We start from the raw sequence: 16,484 nt of genomic DNA, 5'->3' as shown, positions 1-16,484 counted from the left end.
CATCTTCGATCGCTGTGAATGCTTGGAAGTCTTCTGATTTTAAGGAGGGTGTCATGGCAGTGAAAAGCAGGCTTATGAAGCGCTTTGCTTCGTTAGGGCCTTATTTGCGTGAAGGTCAGTGCGAAGAAAACCGTTTTTTCTTTGATTGCCTGGCGGTTTGTGTCAATGTAAAACCTGCGCCGGAAAAGCGAGAGTTTTGGGGCTGGTGGCTTAATCTGGAGTGGCAGGAGCAAACCCTGTTCTATGCCTACCGCATCGGTCTGTTTGACAAGGCTGGCAACTGGCGCGAAGAAAACATCAAAGATACTGAGGTACATGAGAAAGTGCTGGCTACCCGTGAAGATTTCCACACCCGCCTGCAGGCGCTGGTAGAACAACTCGACCCACCTTTTTCCCTCTCCGCACGACCGTGATGCTGTCCGGCATCGCGCCGGAGCCTGGGGTTTTCGCGTTGTGCCGGTTGGCATAGCGCGTCTCTCCTGTTACAACGTTTTTTTCATCCTTAATTATTTATTGTTCAACGCAACGGCAGAAAAATTATGAGTGGCAGCCAGACCTTGGTTGTAAAACTGGGCACCAGCGTGCTGACCGGCGGTTCGCGCCGTCTCAACCGTGCCCATATTGTCGAACTGGTGCGCCAGTGCGCCCAGCAGCATGCCGCAGGGCATCGCATCGTGATTGTGACTTCCGGGGCGATTGCCGCCGGCCGCGAGCATCTGGGGTACCCGGAACTGCCACCGACCATCGCCACCAAGCAGTTGCTGGCCGCCGTAGGGCAGAGCCGGTTGATTCAACTGTGGGAACAGCTGTTTTCCATCTACGGCATTCACGTCGGCCAGATGCTGCTGACCCGTGCCGATCTGGAAGATCGCGAACGCTTCCTCAACGCCCGCGACACCATGCGCGCCTTGCTCGACAACCATATCGTACCGGTCATTAACGAGAATGATGCGGTTGCCACCGCTGAAATCAAAGTCGGCGACAACGATAACCTGTCGGCGCTGGCCGCTATGCTGGCGGATGCCGACAAACTGCTGCTGCTGACCGATCAGGCCGGGTTGTTCACCGCCGACCCGCGTTCCAATCCCGATGCGGAGCTGATTCGTGAAGTGCAGGGCGTGACCGACGAACTGCGCCAGATTGCCGGCGGCAGCGTGTCCGGCCTCGGTACGGGCGGGATGTCCACCAAACTGCAGGCGGCGGATGTCGCCTGTCGTTCCGGCATCGATGTGATCATCGCCGCCGGCAACCGGGTCGGCGTGATTGCCGATGTGATTAACGATGTATCGGTCGGTACCCGTTTCCACGCGCTGGAAACCCCGCTGGAAAGCCGTAAACGCTGGATTTTTGGCGCGCCGCCCGCCGGTGAAATCACCGTTGACGACGGCGCGCTGTCCGCCATGCTGGAACGCGGCAGTTCGTTGCTGCCGAAAGGCATCCGCGACGTGGCGGGCAATTTCTCCCGCGGCGAGGTGATTCGCATCCGCAGCCTGAACGGGCGTGACCTGGCACATGCCGTCACCCGTTATAACAGCGATGCGCTGCGTATGATCGCCGGGCATCACTCTCAGCAGATTGCGGAGATTCTGGGTTACGAATACGGCCCGGTGGCCGTCCACCGCGACGACATGATCATTATTTAAGGAGCAGGCGATGCTTGAGCAAATGGGTAAAGCGGCCAAAAAAGCCTCTTATCAGCTGGCGGCGCTCAGCACCAGCCAGAAAAATCGGGCGCTGATGACGATAGCGGATCTGCTGGAAGCGCAGCATGACGTCATTCTGGCCGCTAACGAGCAGGATCTGGCGCAAGCCAGAGCAAACGGCATGAGCGAAGCGTTGCTGGACCGTCTGCAACTGACCCCGGCGCGCCTGAAGGCGATTGCCGATGATGTGCGTCAGGTTTGCCGTCTGAACGACCCGGTAGGCGAAATCATCGACGGTCGCATTCTGGATAACGGTTTAAAACTGGAACGACGCCGCGTGCCGCTGGGCGTGGTCGGCGTAATCTATGAAGCCCGTCCGAATGTCACGGTGGATGTCGCCAGCCTGTGCCTGAAAACCGGCAACGCGGTGATTCTGCGCGGCGGCAAAGAGACCTATCGCACCAACGCCGCCACGGTAAAAGTGATTCAGCAGGCGCTCACCGAATGCGGCTTACCCGCCGCCGCGATTCAGGCGATTGAAAGCCCGGATCGTGAGCTGGTCAACCAACTGCTGAAACTTGATCGCTACGTCGACATGCTGATCCCTCGCGGCGGCGCCGGCTTGCACAAGCTGTGCCGCGAGCAGTCCACCATTCCGGTGATCACCGGCGGCATTGGCGTGTGCCATATCTATGTCGACGAGTCGATGGAATTCGAACCGGCGCTGAAGGTGATTGTTAACGCGAAAACCCAGCGTCCCAGCACCTGCAACACGGTGGAAACGCTGCTGGTGCACCAGGGCATTGCCGACGCTTTCCTGCCGGCGTTGAGCGAGCGGATGAAACAGGTGGGTGTGAGCCTGCATGCCTGCCCGGCATCGTTGCCGTTGCTGACTAGCGGCCCGGCGGACGTCACTGCGGTAGCTGCCGCGAATTATGACGACGAGTGGCTGTCGCTGGATCTGAACGTGAAGCTGGTCGCAGACATTGACGACGCCATCGATCACATCCGTGAGCACGGCACCCAACACTCCGACGCTATCCTGACCCGTTCTCTGAGCCGTGCCGAACAGTTCGTGCGCGAGGTCGATTCCTCGGCGGTGTACGTCAACGCCACCACCCGTTTTACCGACGGCGGTCAGTTCGGACTGGGTGCGGAAGTGGCGGTCAGCACCCAGAAACTGCACGCGCGTGGCCCGATGGGGTTGGAAGCGCTGACCACGTACAAATGGATCGGTTACGGCGACGATTTGGTTCGCGCTTGATCCACATCAAGGCCCGGCGGCCGTGTTTTCACACCTGTCGGGCCAGTCGTTTATAAAATCGTCAGACGGTACCTTGAAGTCTTGACTTGCCAGAACGATTTTACTAGTTTGTCACCCCGTAGTTCATCGTCATGCGTTCGCAGGATGATTCCCTCGCCGATATAGCTCAGTTGGTAGAGCAGCGCATTCGTAATGCGAAGGTCGTAGGTTCGACTCCTATTATCGGCACCACTTACACGTTTCCCTAAGTCTACTAAAATCCACTCGAAGCCCTTGTAATGCGGGGTTTAAGCCCTTTTTTGTGTCCTGACGTCTACTGAGATACCCCAAAATCTACAGTCAGATGGGGTATATCTAGGGGTATATGCTGTTCGGTCTTGTGGAGATACCCCCAATGAAACTCAATGCCAGGCAGGTAGACACCGCCAAACCTAAAGACAAGCCCTATAAACTCTCGGATGGCGGTGGGCTGTAAAAGCCAGCCCGTATGCGCTGGGAAACCTTTGAAAGAAAGTTAGCCAGGCTGATAAAAACCGAGGCCGCATATTGGCGGGTGTCAGATGCGAAAATGACAAGAATGACCGGACGGCTGATTAGGAAGGTAGAAAAGGCAGAACGGGAAGCCAGAAAAGCGGCCTGTTAAACACCGGGCCGTGGTATTAGCATTGTCTGTTTTTTAAGCGTACAACTGGATGTTTATTATCATGTACATTAAAATGATCACTATAACAGACATTTTACAGGTGATTTATGGAACGCATTCTTGCTGAAAAATCTATCAACATCACAGAGTTAAGAAAAAACCCGGCGAAATATTTTATTGATGAACCTGTTGCAGTTCTCTCCAACAACCGCCCGGCTGGCTATATGGTTAGCGCTAAGGTGTTTGAAGAACTGATCGACCTGTTGGAAGAGAAACAGGGTAGGGTGCATACCGCCGCGCGTTTTCGGCCAACCGCTGAACGGTTAAGCGAGATTGCGCAGAACGGGCAGACACTGCTGCAAAATGCCTCTGACAAGGATCTGACCGAGTTCTCTGAATGAGCATCAGGATTTTCAAATCAACGCTTATCCGCCAGCAATAGCTGGATGATTTGGTGGCGGATTTTCTGTCGTATAAAAAAGAGGGCGTGTTGCCGGATACCTTTGGCCGTGACGCCCCTTACGATGATGACCGTACCTATCCCCCTGGTGAAAGAAGAGCAGGTAGCGCACATTCATCTTGCTGATACGGATGCCCCTTTTCCTAAGTTTTTACGCCAGTTCAAGCGAACCAGCGATCAGGCCCACTTGGTGTACTGCCAGGGTGCCAGTGAGCCTGATGCCTACCTGCTGATTATCATTCTGAAACCCGAAGCGCATAAGATGGCCCGAAATAATAACCACATGCACAAAATAGGCGTGATGGCCGAAGCATTCAGAATGAAGTATTAAGTTGTTCAAAAAACACCCGAATAACCGGGGCGCAAAAGCCGTTGGGGTATCAGTAAAGATGGAATGGATTATTTTTTAATATTATCAATAAATTAGTTTTTATATTTCGTTCCTATTATCGAATCGTTCTTCAGTTCACTGAAAAAAGAGCGCATCAGAAAACGGATCGACAAAACCCGCGATCTGGCCCGTGCCGATATCTTCGATTGCATTGAAGCCTTCTACAGTCGGGCCCCGTCACAGTCGCCTCGGCGGCGTCAGCCTACTTTTTTCCCGATGGTACCGCAGAATATCATTTCGGTTTTTCTGATTAAGAGCGCAGAAAATCGATGTGGTTTATTCAAAAGTCCGCTATGTAGCGAGCGACGTGGTGATTCCTTTCCTACGATAAACAATCCGTTTATCAATGGTATATAGACCACACTTAGTGTGAGGTGCTAGCGTACCCCTATGACAAGAAAAGCTTTTGTGTCCTTCATTCAGGCTGAGATGCAATCCATGCGAAAATATATTCTTTTTTTTGCCATGACAATCCTGTTGACAGGGTGTATAGCAAAATCACAGGCACCCGATCCGTTACAGGTTCAGCTTGCTAATTATGGAACGCTACCCGGCGACTATAAGCAAAGCATTAAAAATCATTTTTATTATCGCTTAAAAGATCCCTACAGTGCCCATTATAAATTTTTTGAACCTTATAAAGGTTATTCGTGGGTCATGAATGTTCCAGCCGATAAAGAACAGTTAATGTTTGGCTGGATTATCCCTGTATCGGTCAATGCTAAAAATGGATTTGGTGCTTATGCCGGCACGGTTAGAGTTATGATTATTTACTCGAATGGTCAGTATCACGATCTTTCCACCATAAAAGGAACAACGAAAATTACGCGCGTACCATAAATATTTTTAGGTAACGGAGAGGCTCGTGTAAGTTTCCCGGCAATCCGAACCGGGTCTGGATGGTTGACTCACCAAGTCAGAAAGGAAGAGAACCACGATTGATAAGCGCTGGCTCGTCAGTTGGCGATGTTGCACTCCTGCTTTGCCACGGCATACCCGGTTTTATCAGAATGATGCATGATCCGATCCTGTAATCTGCCAAAAGTTCGATTTACCCCCCAAAACCCCTTCATGCCCTGAAACCGGCGTACCGGACGGAAAGTGTATAACGGTGTCGCCTGGCAATGGCACCATCTCCTGCATTACCCCTTTTTCCGCTCATCCCAGTACCGGTATGGGGCTTATACTTAAGACGGGCTAAACCCTGTACATACCGTTACACAGCAGTACTCATCATCGAATATTAGCTTGGTATATAGTGTCGAAAAAAACAGTAGTCGATTCACTGTGAAGATAAAAAATTAACAATTTTTAAACAATTTGATACGATGTGGTTTTACTTTTATGATAAAAATTAAAAATACTATCTGCCTACATATCCTGATGGCTACCCTGGCCATCCTGTTTCTGAGCGTTCCCCCGCTGGTGACGAGCTTTGATCCGCCGCTAACATTCCAGCCGCTGATTAAAACTCTGGAAGGAACGCCAAAAGAGCTGAAGGAGAAAACGGCCACCATTTCCCATGCGTTGCAGGGAAATGCGATTTTTTTCATCGGTGCTTCGGAAGTATCCACATCTGAAGATGAACATTACGCGGTATATAATTACTTTAATAATCAGTTAAAACGACCGGTAGTCGCCTATGGTGATGCTTATATCGATAACGTCGCGCATTTTTTACTGCTCTCACGTTTTAAAAATGACCTGAATGCGAACAGCAAGGTGGTTTTACAACTGGCGCCGGATAGTTTTTACGGCGATGGCCTCCCACCGGCAGTTTTTGCCGACAATTTTCCGGCATCCGTTTTTAATCCCCTGATGGAAGATGCTCAGGCACGAAATTTTCTGGTTGATTATTTGCAGCATCATATTAATGAGGAAGAGATCAGCCATTTAACTTTTGCTCAAATGGGCATTTATGGCTGGAACCTGAATATTGTCTGGCAGGAAATAAGCTATCAGTTTGCGATCTTCTGCGAGATGGTAAAGAACGACTGGCTGGCAATGTTGGGAATTGTCGCTCAGCCTTCACAACCGTGGCCCACTCCGCCTGCTACTGAAATCGTTCCCGATTGGGATAACGAACTGGCTCACGCCCATGAACTGAATAAGTCTCGCCAGCAAAGCGCGGAGACATTGTGGATGGATAAGTCTGTATTCGATGAGGATCCCACGCAGGATGTGTGGGATGACGCACCGCTATATCCCACACAAATGGAAGCCTTCCAGGCGACCATCAAACTGCTGAAAGAGCGTCACGTTCAGGTTGTGGTGATTGTCGATGCGATTAATCCGTGGGCGATTAAAAACTCTGAGAAATTCCAGTCTATTGATAAGCAAATCAGGTCGGAGCTGGAGGCGAATCAGGTGCCTTATCTGGATATGTACGCGCAACCTTATCAGAACGGCTGGAATTGGGATCGCCTGCACCCGACAGACCCGGCATGGGTTGTCATGGACCGTTTTATTGCTGAGAGTTTTAAACGATGAAATACGCTATTCGCCTCTTTTTTCTTTATCTCTTTCTGGCGGTTACCATCGTCGCGTGGACCTCTGTTGATGACAGCATGAGTTTAAAAGTACATTTTGAATATCAAAAGTTCTGAAGGATGAATGATGTATAGCTCCGGAACATTTTTTTTCTTTCTGTTTTTATCAGCACTGCTGTTTGCGCTGGTTAATCGGCTATTTAATTACCGACTGACTTATTTATCCGCTTTTTCGGTGCTGACAATATTAGGCTGGGGATATATTTTCCAGGGTGATTATATTGTGCCCGTGGCAGTTTTCCTGGGATTTTATATTCTGATCACGCTGAAAGAGAAAGGGTGGTTAAAAACCTGGCAGGCGGTCTGCCTGACGTTGCTCCCGTTGTTTTTGGTGAAATTGCACCTCAACAACCATCTGGGTATGCTCGGCTTGTCTTTTATGACTTTCCGCGCTATTGATGTATTACTTTATCGCACCAAAAAAGATAGTCAGAATTTCCTGCATTACTTTTGCTATCTTTTCCTGCCATTTATTATCACGGCCGGTCCGATGTATCGCTGGCGGACATGGACTAATGATATTAATAAACAGGTTTTTACTATCACCCGTGAGCAGTTTTTACCCGCCATGGAGCAAATTTTTGTCGGTATTATCCAGAAGTTCTTATTAGCCATGCTTATCGACAACCTGGTTATTCAGTCATGGAGTCATCGTCCATTTACGTTAAGCGTTGGCGTCGTTATGTCGCTGGCCTACAGCGCGTATCTTTATTTTGACTTTGCTGGGTACAGTAATATGGCGATTGGGGCCGGGCGCTTGTTTGGCCTGAATATCCCGGCGAACTTCAATATGCCCATTCTGGCGAAAAATCCACAGGATTTCTGGCGTCGCTTCCATATCAGCCTGTCTGAATGGTTGAGGGACGTGGTCTTTATGCCGATTTATATGAATTTGATGAAGCTCGACTTTTTCCGCCAGAACAAAACGCTGGCGCAGAATATCGGCATTTTTTGCACCCTGTTTTGTATGGGGGCATGGAACGGACTCGAACGACACTATATCATTAGCGGCGCGCTGTTTGGCGCCATTTCCGTTGCACACAACATGCTACAGTGGTCAGCCAAACGCAGTCCGACGCTCAGCAACTGGTTACATTATCCAGTTATTGTGTTTTTGGGACGAATTCTGACGCTGGCAAGCGCCGCTGTCTCCCTTTACATCTTTAGCGGAATGTCACCTCTATGAACCTTCACTCCGAGCTTCAGGAACTGCAAGATTTCTTGCGTACGGCATTACTTGAGCCCGCGAATCCACATCAGTTGGCGATTAGCGGTAGCGACGAAGCGATGACCTGGCAACAGCTATCCGTAGCCGTTACCGACTGGTCGCAGCGCTATCAGCAGTGCCGGCAGCCTGCCGGGACACCGGTAGTTTTATACGGACATCAGCAGGCTGAATTTGCCGTGGCTATCTATAGCTGCCTATTGCATAACATTCCGTATATCCCGGTGGACTGCATCTATCCTCAGGAGCGGCTTAAAGAGATTTGCCAGCTGGCGAGTGCCCCTTACTATTACGATGTGGCGACAAAGCAGTTCGTTGCAACCGGTGAGCTTGGTCAGGTGCTGGTCGAACAGGATCTCGCCTATATCATGTTCACCTCCGGAAGCACCGGAAAGCCTAAAGGGGTGCAGATCGGGCGTGAAAGCCTGTGGCACTTCATGAAGTGGGTACGTCAGGACTTTTCACTGCCTGAAGTGCCGGTGCTGATGAACCATGCGGTGTTCAGCTTCGATCTCTCGTTGATCCCGCTGCTGGCGAATCTGGCAACCGGGGGGCATATCGTTCTGAATGCGAAAGAGGATATCGCCGCGGAAAACTGGCTTGAGCGACTGAAAAACAACGGCGTTTCCGTCTGGGTTTCAACGCCTTCGTTTGCCTACCAGAGGCTGCTCTCTCCGCAGTTCAACAGTGAATATTTACCTGAACTCAGCGTCTTCGTGTTCATCGGCGAAGTGTTAAACAAAGCGCTGGTAAAACAGTTACGCCGTCGCTTCCCGCACGCCAAAATTCTTAACTCGTATGGCCCAACGGAAGCCACCATTGCGACAACCGTCATTGAAATCACCGATGAAATCCTGCACAGCGAAAACGACCTGTTGCCGATCGGCGTGATGATGCCGGACACCAGAATGGAAATCACCGCAGACGGTGAGCTGGTGATCTGGGGCAAACATGTGATGCGTGGCTACCTCGGGCTCTCGAAGGAGAACGCAGAGAAGTTGCTGCATCGGGAGAGTGAAGCGTTCCGGGGTTACAGAACCGGCGATCTGGGCTATGAAGACGATGGTATCCTGTACTGCCAGGGCCGAAATGACAGCCAGATCAAGCTGAATGGCTACCGTATCGAAATCAACGAGATTGAAAATCGCCTGCTGGCGATGTCCGATATCAGCGAAGCGGTGGTCCTGCCGCTGATGAAATCGGGCGGCGGCGTTCTGCGTATTGCGGCGTTTTGCGTGACGAACTTAGCCCCTGAAGCGATTAAAACCTCGCTTTCGAAGGTGATTCCACCCTATATGGTGCCTTCTCAAATTATAATTAAAGACGCGCTGCCGCTTAATCCTAACGGCAAAATCGACCGTAAGCTGCTGGATACCCATGCCCGCACTAACTGATCACACCAGGAAAAAATGATGGAACAAGAAATACTCGCCCTGTTTGAAAAGGTCTTATCCCGCAAAGTAGGCTTTAACGATGAGCTGATTGAGTCCGATATTCTCGACTCTATTCTGGCGGTAGATCTGGTGCTGGAAGTACAGGACGTTTACGGCTGCATGATCCCACCGACCGAAGTCGCCAACGTTCTGAAGACTCCGGCGGATTTGGCTCGTTACATTGAAGAGAATCGCGGCTAACCCTTAACCGGCGAAGGCTTTCGTACTTTCAAGACCCTGGATGTCATCATTCAGGGTCTTTTTTTCAGGTGACGCGGATAAGAAAAGCAGCAGAAGCATCAGCCTCCAGGCTGTCCCGCCGCTATGGCTTTTGCCGACATCTATCACTGGTTCAATCTTGAAAGCCTGCCTCACCGGTTATCCATATATCCGATGTGATCCACCCGGTTAATAAAGGGATGGATGACATGAGCACGAACCACCGGGTAGCGCGATTTTGCCCGGCAACCCTATTTTTCTGGCAACCCTATTTTTCCCGGCCACCATATAGAAACGGTGCGAGCATCACGCCGCTCAGGATTGGTCGTGGTTATCCGATATTATGTTTTTATCGTTTCTCAGCAAATTATCATTTCTTAATAGCGCCCACTTTCGATACTGGATTGGCGCCATTCCCATCAATTGTGAAAAGGCGCGCCTGAAGGCGGTGTCTTCACTGTAACCACATTCCCGGGCCACCTGTTTGATGTTGGCTGCCGGGTTTTCGAGAAGCAGACAGGCCGTTTCGATCCTAACGCGTGTAATAAAATTTTTGGGGCTTTCGTTAGTCAGCTCCTTAAGCTTTCTGTGAAGCGTCCGATCGCTAAAGTTCAGGGCGCTGGCTAATTCCTCCGCGGTCATGGACGGGTTTTCGTATCGGATCAGGTGTTCAGCGCGCAGCAGTAAAGGATCAACCGTATTCATAAATCCTTGCGGAGCATAAATACGTTGCGACAAGGGCTGGCTGTCGGCAACGGCGATATCTGCCGCCAACTTGGCGACGTTGGGCCCGGCTTTATGCCGAATAATATGCAGGGCAAGCTCAACCCAGGATAAGGGGCCGCCGGTGGTTATGATGCCATCCTGTTCTTCCAGCGCTTTGCCCCATACCGGTTTTGCCTTTGGGTATTTTTGCTTGAAAGTATGGTAGAGCCACCAGGTCGTGCTGCAAAACCGTCCATCCAGCAGCCCGGCATCCCCCAGAATGAAACTCCCTGCGCATGCGCCGCCTATCAGCGAGCCACGCTGGTATTGCTCTCTTAGCCAGCTTGCCGATTCGCTGACCGATGACGTTGCTACCGGCAATTTATCGGGGCCGAGCACCATTCCCGTTGCCAGAACCACGTCGGATTTGCCGATTGCCTCAAACGAACTGTCGACATGAATAAGCCTTCCCTGTGCGTCGCGTACTGGTTTTCCGTCGACGCTGACAATGGCTGTTTCAAAAGACAGGTCAGGGGGAGAGGATAACGGGTTCTTCTCGGGCCGTGCCATCAGCGCCTGATTCACAATCCAGAACATATCGGCCAGTCCCGCTATGGCCGACAGCATACTGCCCGGCAGCGCCAGAATTGAAATACGCATGGTGATTTTCTCCCGTCATACAATTTGGCGAATTTTGCATGAACTATGTCAAGTTTGCCATCTTACCACAAGCGTTTGGGCCGGCTAAACTTCAACCATTCCGTATCGTCAGGGGAATACCGGCACCAGGGAAAACCCGGCGATCAAGATTAATCCGCCAAAGGAGAGCATATGACCGATTCCCGCATGACATGGCTGCACAATCTGGTTATCGCCGTGGTTCTGACGCTCTGCTTCAGTGTTCAACAGGCTGCGGAGGCTGCGAAAATTAATAATATGAATATCAAGAATATCGTGTTGGTGCATGGCGCATTCGCGGACGGCTCCAGTTGGTCGTCCGTAACGGCCAAATTACAAGGCATGGGATACCATGTCACCGCCGTGCAAAACCCTCTTACCTCTTTGGCCGACGATGTCGCGGCGACAGAGCGCGTGTTGCAAAGACAGCAGGGAGACGTCTTGCTGGTGGGGCATTCATGGGCGGGAGCCGTCGTCACCCAGGCGGGGAATGCGCCGAACGTTCGCGGCATCGCCTATTTATCGGCGCTGGTTCCAGACAGCGGAGAATCCGCCGCTGACTTATTGCAACGGCTGGGCGCGCCGATGGAAGGGATGGCGCCGGATGCCAATGGGTTAATCTGGCTGGATAATCCGGAACAGTATCGTGCGGTGATGGCAGGGGACGTGCCGTTAAAAAAAGTACTGGAATTAACCGCGGTACAACAGCCGATCGCAGCCAAAGCGTTTGGCGATAAGGTTCAGCACGCTGCGTGGAAAGATAAACCCACGTGGTATTTGCTGACGGAGAATGACCACGCATTACATTCATCGGTTCAGAAAAAAATATCCGACCACATCGGCGCAAAAGTCATGTCGATTTCATCCAGTCACATGTCTCTGGTGTCGCACCCTGATGCTGTCGCGAATTTTATTGATAGTGCCGCCAAAGCAATTAAATGATTATACCCGTCATACTTCAAGTTGCAGATGCGTTGGCTTTCCTCGCTCACCCCAGTCACTTACTAATGTAAGCTCCTGGGGATTCGCTGCGTCGCCGCGTTACAAGACTCATTATGAGTCTTGCCCTGAAGGGCCAACGCTTTGCGTTGTTCAAAACGCAACACGTTTTGTCCTGCAACTCGAATTATTTAGGGTATAAACGGTAACGTTAAAATAAAGGAGAAGTTATTGTGAAAATCTTACATATAGACTCCAGTATTCTTGACGACGGTTCAGTAACACGGCAGATTTCCGCTGATGTTATTGCGCAGTTGATCAAACACTATCCGCAGGCCACCGTGTCTTACCGTGATGTCGTTAAACATGAAATACGCCATCTGACCGGTGCTATCGCCGCTGGTTTTCGCCAGATAGCGTCAGCGTCGGTGGACAGTTCGACGTTGCAGGAGCATATGATCTCTGAACAGCTGGTGTCAGAGTTTCTGACCAATGACGTAATTGTCATCGGCGCGCCGATGTACAATTTTTCAGTACCCAGTCAGCTGAAATCGTGGCTGGATAGAATTGCACAGGCAGGAAGGACATTTAAATATACCGAAAAAGGGCCGGTAGGCTTGTCCGGCGGCAGAACCATCATTGTGGTATCTGCGCGCGGCGGATTTTATACCGAGCAGCCTTTTGCTGGTATGGACTTTCAGGAACGCTATCTCCAGGCCTTTTTCCGGTTTCTCGGTATTAACGATATTTATTTCATTCGTGCGGAAGGCGCATCAAAAGGCGATGAAATAAAAAATCATGAAATCCAAAATGCGAAGGCGTCCATCCAGACAATCATCGACTCCCTTGCCGTCTAATTTACTTAATTAAGGTGGTAGCTATGTTATATGCAATTACGCTTGAGTATGCCAGCCCCAAAAACGAACTTGAAAAGCATATTGATTCACATAAAAAATGGCTGGCTGATAATATCAAACAAGGGGCCGTGATTTTTGCTGGTCCATTAGAAGACGGAACCGGCGGGTTTATTCTGGCTTATGCCACGGATAACGCGGCAGTGCATGCCTCGTTGTCAGACGACCCGTTCGTCAACCTGGGTTTGGTTAAGGTGGATATAAAAGCGATTGAACCGGCAATTTGCTCTGGGCACTTTTATTCCGAATGGGCCGGGAACGCAAAATCGTTGTAATAATCTAAATCCCCCAATGAATGATTTCTGTGCTGGCGAAACGATAATATCATCCGGAAGTCAATTCTGTATTGACGTGTAATACAGTCTGTTTTCAATGCAATATATGGTGTCGGGTTGGTTTTTTACTCGCTGCATCATGTTTAATTCAATGTCGGGGTTTTAGTTAAATATAATATTTTTAGTTTAATACCGTACATACCCTAAATCATTCGGGGGGCGGTAATACCGTATATCCCCAACCACGGACCTGAGTCTGTGGTTGGGGAGCATTGCCGGGGCCAGTCTGAACACCGTTTGCTGCACTCCCGAAGGGGAAAGGCCCAGGAAGTGGGCCGGGCAAAACAGCCGACTCGTTCTTAACGAGGACTGTGACGGAGATACAAAACCGGCGGGGATGCAAATAAGTGAATCTCGTCAAAGTAACGCCGCGCTTTTGTGTTAGGGTATGCTTCCCTGAGCATCGCCAGATTTCCGGTTTTTTTGCCCCGTCCGAGTTTTTATCATGTATGAGTTCAAACTGGTTTTACTGTTGCTCCAGCAGATGTGCGTCTACCTGGTGATCGCCTATCTGCTCAGTAAAACGCCGCTGTTTATCCCGTTGATGCAGGTGACGGTTCGGTTGCCGCATAAGCTGTTGTGCTACGCCATGTTTTCTATGTTCTGCATCATGGGCACCTATTTCGGGCTGCATGTGCAGGACTCCATCGCCAATACGCGCGCGATCGGCGCGGTGCTGGGCGGCCTGCTCGGCGGGCCGGGCGTGGGCATGCTGGTGGGGATGACCGGCGGGCTACACCGTTATTCGCTCGGCGGCATGACCGCGTTCAGCTGTATGGTGTCGACCATCGTCGAAGGGTTGCTGGGCGGCATGGCGCACCGTTTGCTGATGCGTCGCGGGCGGGTCGACCGGCTGTTCAATCCCTTTACCGTGGCGGGGGTGACGTTTATCGCCGAATTGCTGCAAATGGCGATTATTCTGTCGCTGGCGCGGCCGTTTGATGATGCGCTGAAACTGGTCAAGGACATTGCCGCGCCGATGATTGTCACCAACAGCATTGGCGCGGCGATGTTCATGCGCATCCTGCTGGACCGGCGCGCCATGTTCGAAAAGTACACCTCGGCGTTTTCGGCCCGGGCGTTGAAAATCGCCGCCTGTACCGAAGGTATCCTGCACCAAGGGTTTAACGAAGAAAACAGTATGCGGGTGGCGCAGGTGATCTATCAGGAGATGGATATCGGCGCGGTGGCGATCACCGATCGCGAAAAGCTGCTGGCCTTTATTGGCATCGGCGACGATCACCATCTGCCGGGAACGCCTATCGCCTCGGGCCATACCCGGCGCGCCATCGAGCACAACGAAGTGGTGTACGCCGACGGCAACGAAACGCCTTACCAGTGTTCGTTGCAGTCCACCTGCCGGTTGGGGTCGACGCTGGTGATCCCGCTGTGCGGCGAGAATCAGCAGGTGATCGGCACCATCAAACTGTATGAAGCCAAAAACCGGCTGTTCAGTTCGATCAACCGTACCTTCGGCGAAGGCATCGCCAGCCTGCTGGCCGCACAGATCCTGGCTGGTCAGTATGAGCGCAGCAAGCAGTTGCTGACGCAATCGGAAATCAAGCTGCTGCATGCCCAGGTCAACCCGCATTTCCTGTTTAACGCGCTCAACACGCTGCTGGCGGTGATCCGCCGCGACAGCGAACAGGCCGGTCAACTGGTGCAATCATTGTCGACGTTCTTTCGCAAAAACCTCAAACGCTCTGAAGAGATCGTCACGCTGGCCGATGAAATTGAGCATGTGAACGCCTATCTGCAAATCGAGAAAGCGCGTTTTCAGGAGCGATTGCAGATCCGCTTCAATCTGCCGCCGGCGCTGATGTCGATGCGATTGCCGGCGTTCTCGTTACAGCCGCTGGTGGAAAACGCCATTAAGCACGGTACCGCGCATCTGCTGGGTACCGGCGTGATCACCATCAGCGCCAGCCAGCAGGGCGATCGTCTGCTGTTGAGCATTGAGGATAACGCCGGTCTGTACCAGCCGCGTACCAACTGCACCGGGCTGGGGATGAATCTGGTTGATAAGCGCATCCGCAGCCGTTACGGCAACGACTATGGCCTGAGCGTGGAATGCGAGCCCGATCGCTACACCCATATCCATCTAACCCTGCCTTGCGAGGAACGCCACTCATGCTGAGCGTGCTGATTGTTGACGATGAACCGCTGGCGCGGGACAACCTGCGTTGCCTGCTGGAGCAGGATGACGGCCTTGAGCTGGTGGGGGAGTGCGCGAATGCGGTGGAAGCGATCAGCGCCATCCACCGGTTTCATCCCGACGTGGTGTTTCTGGATATTCAGATGCCGCGTATCAGCGGGCTGGAGATGATCGGCATGATCGATCCGGACAACATGCCCTACATCGTGTTCATTACCGCCTACGATGAATATGCCATCAAGGCGTTTGAGGAACAGGCGTTCGACTATCTGCTCAAGCCGATCGACCCGCCGCGGCTGGCGAAAACCCTGCGTAATCTGCACCGGGAGCGCCCCGTGCAGAATGTCGATAAACTGCCCGACCATCAGGCCGGCCTCGACTACATCCCTTGTACCGGGCACAGCCGTATCTATCTGATGAAAAGCAGCGAAGTGCAGTTTGCCAGTTCGCGGCAGAGCGGGGTGTATGTGACCGGCCCGCAAGGGGAGGAGTGCTTTACCGAACTGACCCTGAAAACGCTGGAAAGCCGCACTCCGTTGGTACGCTGTCATCGGCAGTATCTGGTCAATATGGACCATCTGCGCGAAATCCGGCTGGAGGAGAGCGGTCAGGCGGAAATTGTGCTGAAAAGCGGCCAGCCGTTGCCGGTCAGTCGCCGCTACCTGAAAACCCTCAAGCAACTGCTCGGCCTTAAAGGCTGAAAGCCGGGTCCGTATTGGTACAGGCCGGCTGACCTGCTGTTTTTCCGCTTTTCTGTCACCGTATTTTCGACCGACGCGTTGGCTGGCGTCGGCGTATCTCTTGTCCGGTTTTTCCTGCCCGTCGAAGCGTGAATTTTCGTCAGTTTAGGTAAAAATCCGTCACCGCTTATTCCGGTATGCGACCGGTCGTCGGCTTATCCGACCGCTAACCTAAATTCCGCTTTTACCCG

The 16,484-nt window shown here is 51.8% G+C and carries 15 protein-coding genes, 1 tRNA gene and 3 pseudogenes; 18 read left to right on the top strand and 1 reads right to left on the bottom strand.

Annotation, left to right across the window (positions count from 1 at the left end; translation table 11 throughout):
* The first annotated feature begins 53 nt into the window (after nucleotides 1-53).
* The 13 genes and pseudogenes from crl to CVE23_RS17235 all read left to right on the top strand — a co-directional run bounded on the left by crl (nucleotide 54) and on the right by CVE23_RS17235 (nucleotide 9,809).
* Nucleotides 54-413 (top strand): sigma factor-binding protein Crl, encoded by a 360-nt coding sequence (gene crl, locus CVE23_RS17290; RefSeq protein ID WP_038666354.1) that lies wholly within the window; start codon nucleotides 54-56, stop codon nucleotides 411-413.
* Between the two features lie 126 nt (nucleotides 414-539).
* On the top strand, nucleotides 540-1,643 hold the full coding sequence (gene proB, locus CVE23_RS17285) for a glutamate 5-kinase (protein ID WP_038919997.1): 1,104 nt from the start codon (nucleotides 540-542) through the stop codon (nucleotides 1,641-1,643).
* Nucleotides 1,644-1,653: 10 nt separating this feature from the next.
* Nucleotides 1,654-2,907, top strand: a complete 1,254-nt coding sequence (proA, locus tag CVE23_RS17280; RefSeq protein WP_038919996.1) for a glutamate-5-semialdehyde dehydrogenase — start codon at nucleotides 1,654-1,656, stop codon at nucleotides 2,905-2,907.
* Nucleotides 2,908-3,062: 155 nt separating this feature from the next.
* A tRNA-Thr gene (locus tag CVE23_RS17275) sits at nucleotides 3,063-3,138 on the top strand.
* 163 nt (nucleotides 3,139-3,301) lie between these two features.
* Nucleotides 3,302-3,379: pseudogene (locus CVE23_RS22955) on the top strand (DUF4102 domain-containing protein); the annotation flags it as partial.
* Between the two features lie 278 nt (nucleotides 3,380-3,657).
* Complete coding sequence (gene yafN, locus CVE23_RS17270; protein WP_100850020.1) at nucleotides 3,658-3,951, top strand: type I toxin-antitoxin system antitoxin YafN; 294 nt, start codon at nucleotides 3,658-3,660, stop codon at nucleotides 3,949-3,951.
* Between the two features lie 41 nt (nucleotides 3,952-3,992).
* Nucleotides 3,993-4,341 (top strand): annotated as a pseudogene (locus CVE23_RS17265) (type II toxin-antitoxin system YafO family toxin).
* A gap of 114 nt (nucleotides 4,342-4,455) precedes the next feature.
* Nucleotides 4,456-4,651: pseudogene (locus CVE23_RS17260) on the top strand (hypothetical protein); the annotation flags it as partial.
* A gap of 140 nt (nucleotides 4,652-4,791) precedes the next feature.
* Nucleotides 4,792-5,241, top strand: coding sequence for a hypothetical protein (locus tag CVE23_RS17255; protein WP_225622605.1), 450 nt, complete (start codon nucleotides 4,792-4,794; stop codon nucleotides 5,239-5,241).
* A 504-nt stretch (nucleotides 5,242-5,745) separates the two neighbouring features.
* The gene (locus CVE23_RS17250; protein ID WP_188726103.1) at nucleotides 5,746-6,891 is read left to right on the top strand and encodes a D-alanyl-lipoteichoic acid biosynthesis protein DltD; all 1,146 of its coding nucleotides are present in this window, start codon (nucleotides 5,746-5,748) and stop codon (nucleotides 6,889-6,891) included.
* 126 nt (nucleotides 6,892-7,017) lie between these two features.
* Complete coding sequence (locus CVE23_RS17245) at nucleotides 7,018-8,136, top strand: membrane-bound O-acyltransferase family protein (RefSeq protein ID WP_100850019.1); 1,119 nt, start codon at nucleotides 7,018-7,020, stop codon at nucleotides 8,134-8,136.
* A complete protein-coding gene (locus CVE23_RS17240; RefSeq protein WP_038919977.1) occupies nucleotides 8,133-9,569 on the top strand; it encodes an AMP-binding protein in 1,437 nt (478 codons plus the stop codon). Before CVE23_RS17245 ends, CVE23_RS17240 begins: the two co-directional genes overlap by 4 nt.
* A gap of 18 nt (nucleotides 9,570-9,587) precedes the next feature.
* Entirely contained in the window at nucleotides 9,588-9,809 is a 222-nt protein-coding gene (locus CVE23_RS17235; protein WP_033570547.1) for an acyl carrier protein, read from the top strand.
* Nucleotides 9,810-10,142: 333 nt separating this feature from the next.
* Here the strand turns inward: CVE23_RS17235 and CVE23_RS17230 are convergent, their stop codons facing one another.
* Nucleotides 10,143-11,192, bottom strand: coding sequence for a GlxA family transcriptional regulator (locus CVE23_RS17230; RefSeq protein WP_049854405.1), 1,050 nt, complete (start codon nucleotides 11,190-11,192; stop codon nucleotides 10,143-10,145).
* Nucleotides 11,193-11,363: 171 nt separating this feature from the next.
* On the opposite strand from CVE23_RS17230, the gene CVE23_RS17225 reads away from it, so the two are divergent.
* The 5 genes from CVE23_RS17225 (at nucleotide 11,364) to btsR (ending at nucleotide 16,254) form a co-directional block, all read left to right on the top strand.
* Nucleotides 11,364-12,152: an alpha/beta hydrolase gene (locus tag CVE23_RS17225; protein ID WP_100850018.1), complete on the top strand. Its 789-nt coding sequence runs from the start codon at nucleotides 11,364-11,366 to the stop codon at nucleotides 12,150-12,152.
* 230 nt (nucleotides 12,153-12,382) lie between these two features.
* On the top strand, nucleotides 12,383-13,006 hold the full coding sequence (locus tag CVE23_RS17220; RefSeq protein ID WP_038919973.1) for an FMN-dependent NADH-azoreductase: 624 nt from the start codon (nucleotides 12,383-12,385) through the stop codon (nucleotides 13,004-13,006).
* Nucleotides 13,007-13,029: 23 nt separating this feature from the next.
* Nucleotides 13,030-13,338 carry a YciI family protein gene (locus CVE23_RS17215; RefSeq protein WP_049854408.1) on the top strand — a complete coding sequence of 103 codons (309 nt, stop codon included), beginning with the start codon at nucleotides 13,030-13,032 and terminating at the stop codon, nucleotides 13,336-13,338.
* 505 nt (nucleotides 13,339-13,843) lie between these two features.
* Entirely contained in the window at nucleotides 13,844-15,535 is a 1,692-nt protein-coding gene (locus CVE23_RS17210) for a sensor histidine kinase (RefSeq protein WP_049854409.1), read from the top strand.
* A complete protein-coding gene (gene btsR / locus CVE23_RS17205) occupies nucleotides 15,529-16,254 on the top strand; it encodes a two-component system response regulator BtsR (RefSeq protein WP_042860807.1) in 726 nt (241 codons plus the stop codon). The genes CVE23_RS17210 and btsR overlap by 7 nt, the downstream gene beginning before the upstream one ends.
* The last annotated feature ends 230 nt before the right edge of the window (nucleotides 16,255-16,484 follow it).

This window comes from Dickeya fangzhongdai (genome assembly GCF_002812485.1).
GTDB classification, from domain to species: domain Bacteria; phylum Pseudomonadota; class Gammaproteobacteria; order Enterobacterales; family Enterobacteriaceae; genus Dickeya; species Dickeya fangzhongdai.
This window is presented reverse-complemented; position numbering and strand designations above follow the sequence as displayed.

Coding starts and splice junctions, on each gene's coding strand:
- CVE23_RS17230 (WP_049854405.1), bottom strand. CDS start 11,192: ATGCGTATTTCAATTCTGGCGCTGCCGGGCAGTATGCTGTCGGCCATA.
- CVE23_RS17240 (WP_038919977.1), top strand. CDS start 8,133: ATGAACCTTCACTCCGAGCTTCAGGAACTGCAAGATTTCTTGCGTACG.
- CVE23_RS17215 (WP_049854408.1), top strand. CDS start 13,030: ATGTTATATGCAATTACGCTTGAGTATGCCAGCCCCAAAAACGAACTT.
- yafN (WP_100850020.1), top strand. CDS start 3,658: ATGGAACGCATTCTTGCTGAAAAATCTATCAACATCACAGAGTTAAGA.
- CVE23_RS17225 (WP_100850018.1), top strand. CDS start 11,364: ATGACCGATTCCCGCATGACATGGCTGCACAATCTGGTTATCGCCGTG.
- proB (WP_038919997.1), top strand. CDS start 540: ATGAGTGGCAGCCAGACCTTGGTTGTAAAACTGGGCACCAGCGTGCTG.
- CVE23_RS17210 (WP_049854409.1), top strand. CDS start 13,844: ATGTATGAGTTCAAACTGGTTTTACTGTTGCTCCAGCAGATGTGCGTC.
- CVE23_RS17245 (WP_100850019.1), top strand. CDS start 7,018: ATGTATAGCTCCGGAACATTTTTTTTCTTTCTGTTTTTATCAGCACTG.
- CVE23_RS17235 (WP_033570547.1), top strand. CDS start 9,588: ATGGAACAAGAAATACTCGCCCTGTTTGAAAAGGTCTTATCCCGCAAA.
- crl (WP_038666354.1), top strand. CDS start 54: ATGGCAGTGAAAAGCAGGCTTATGAAGCGCTTTGCTTCGTTAGGGCCT.
- btsR (WP_042860807.1), top strand. CDS start 15,529: ATGCTGAGCGTGCTGATTGTTGACGATGAACCGCTGGCGCGGGACAAC.
- CVE23_RS17250 (WP_188726103.1), top strand. CDS start 5,746: ATGATAAAAATTAAAAATACTATCTGCCTACATATCCTGATGGCTACC.
- CVE23_RS17255 (WP_225622605.1), top strand. CDS start 4,792: ATGACAAGAAAAGCTTTTGTGTCCTTCATTCAGGCTGAGATGCAATCC.
- proA (WP_038919996.1), top strand. CDS start 1,654: ATGCTTGAGCAAATGGGTAAAGCGGCCAAAAAAGCCTCTTATCAGCTG.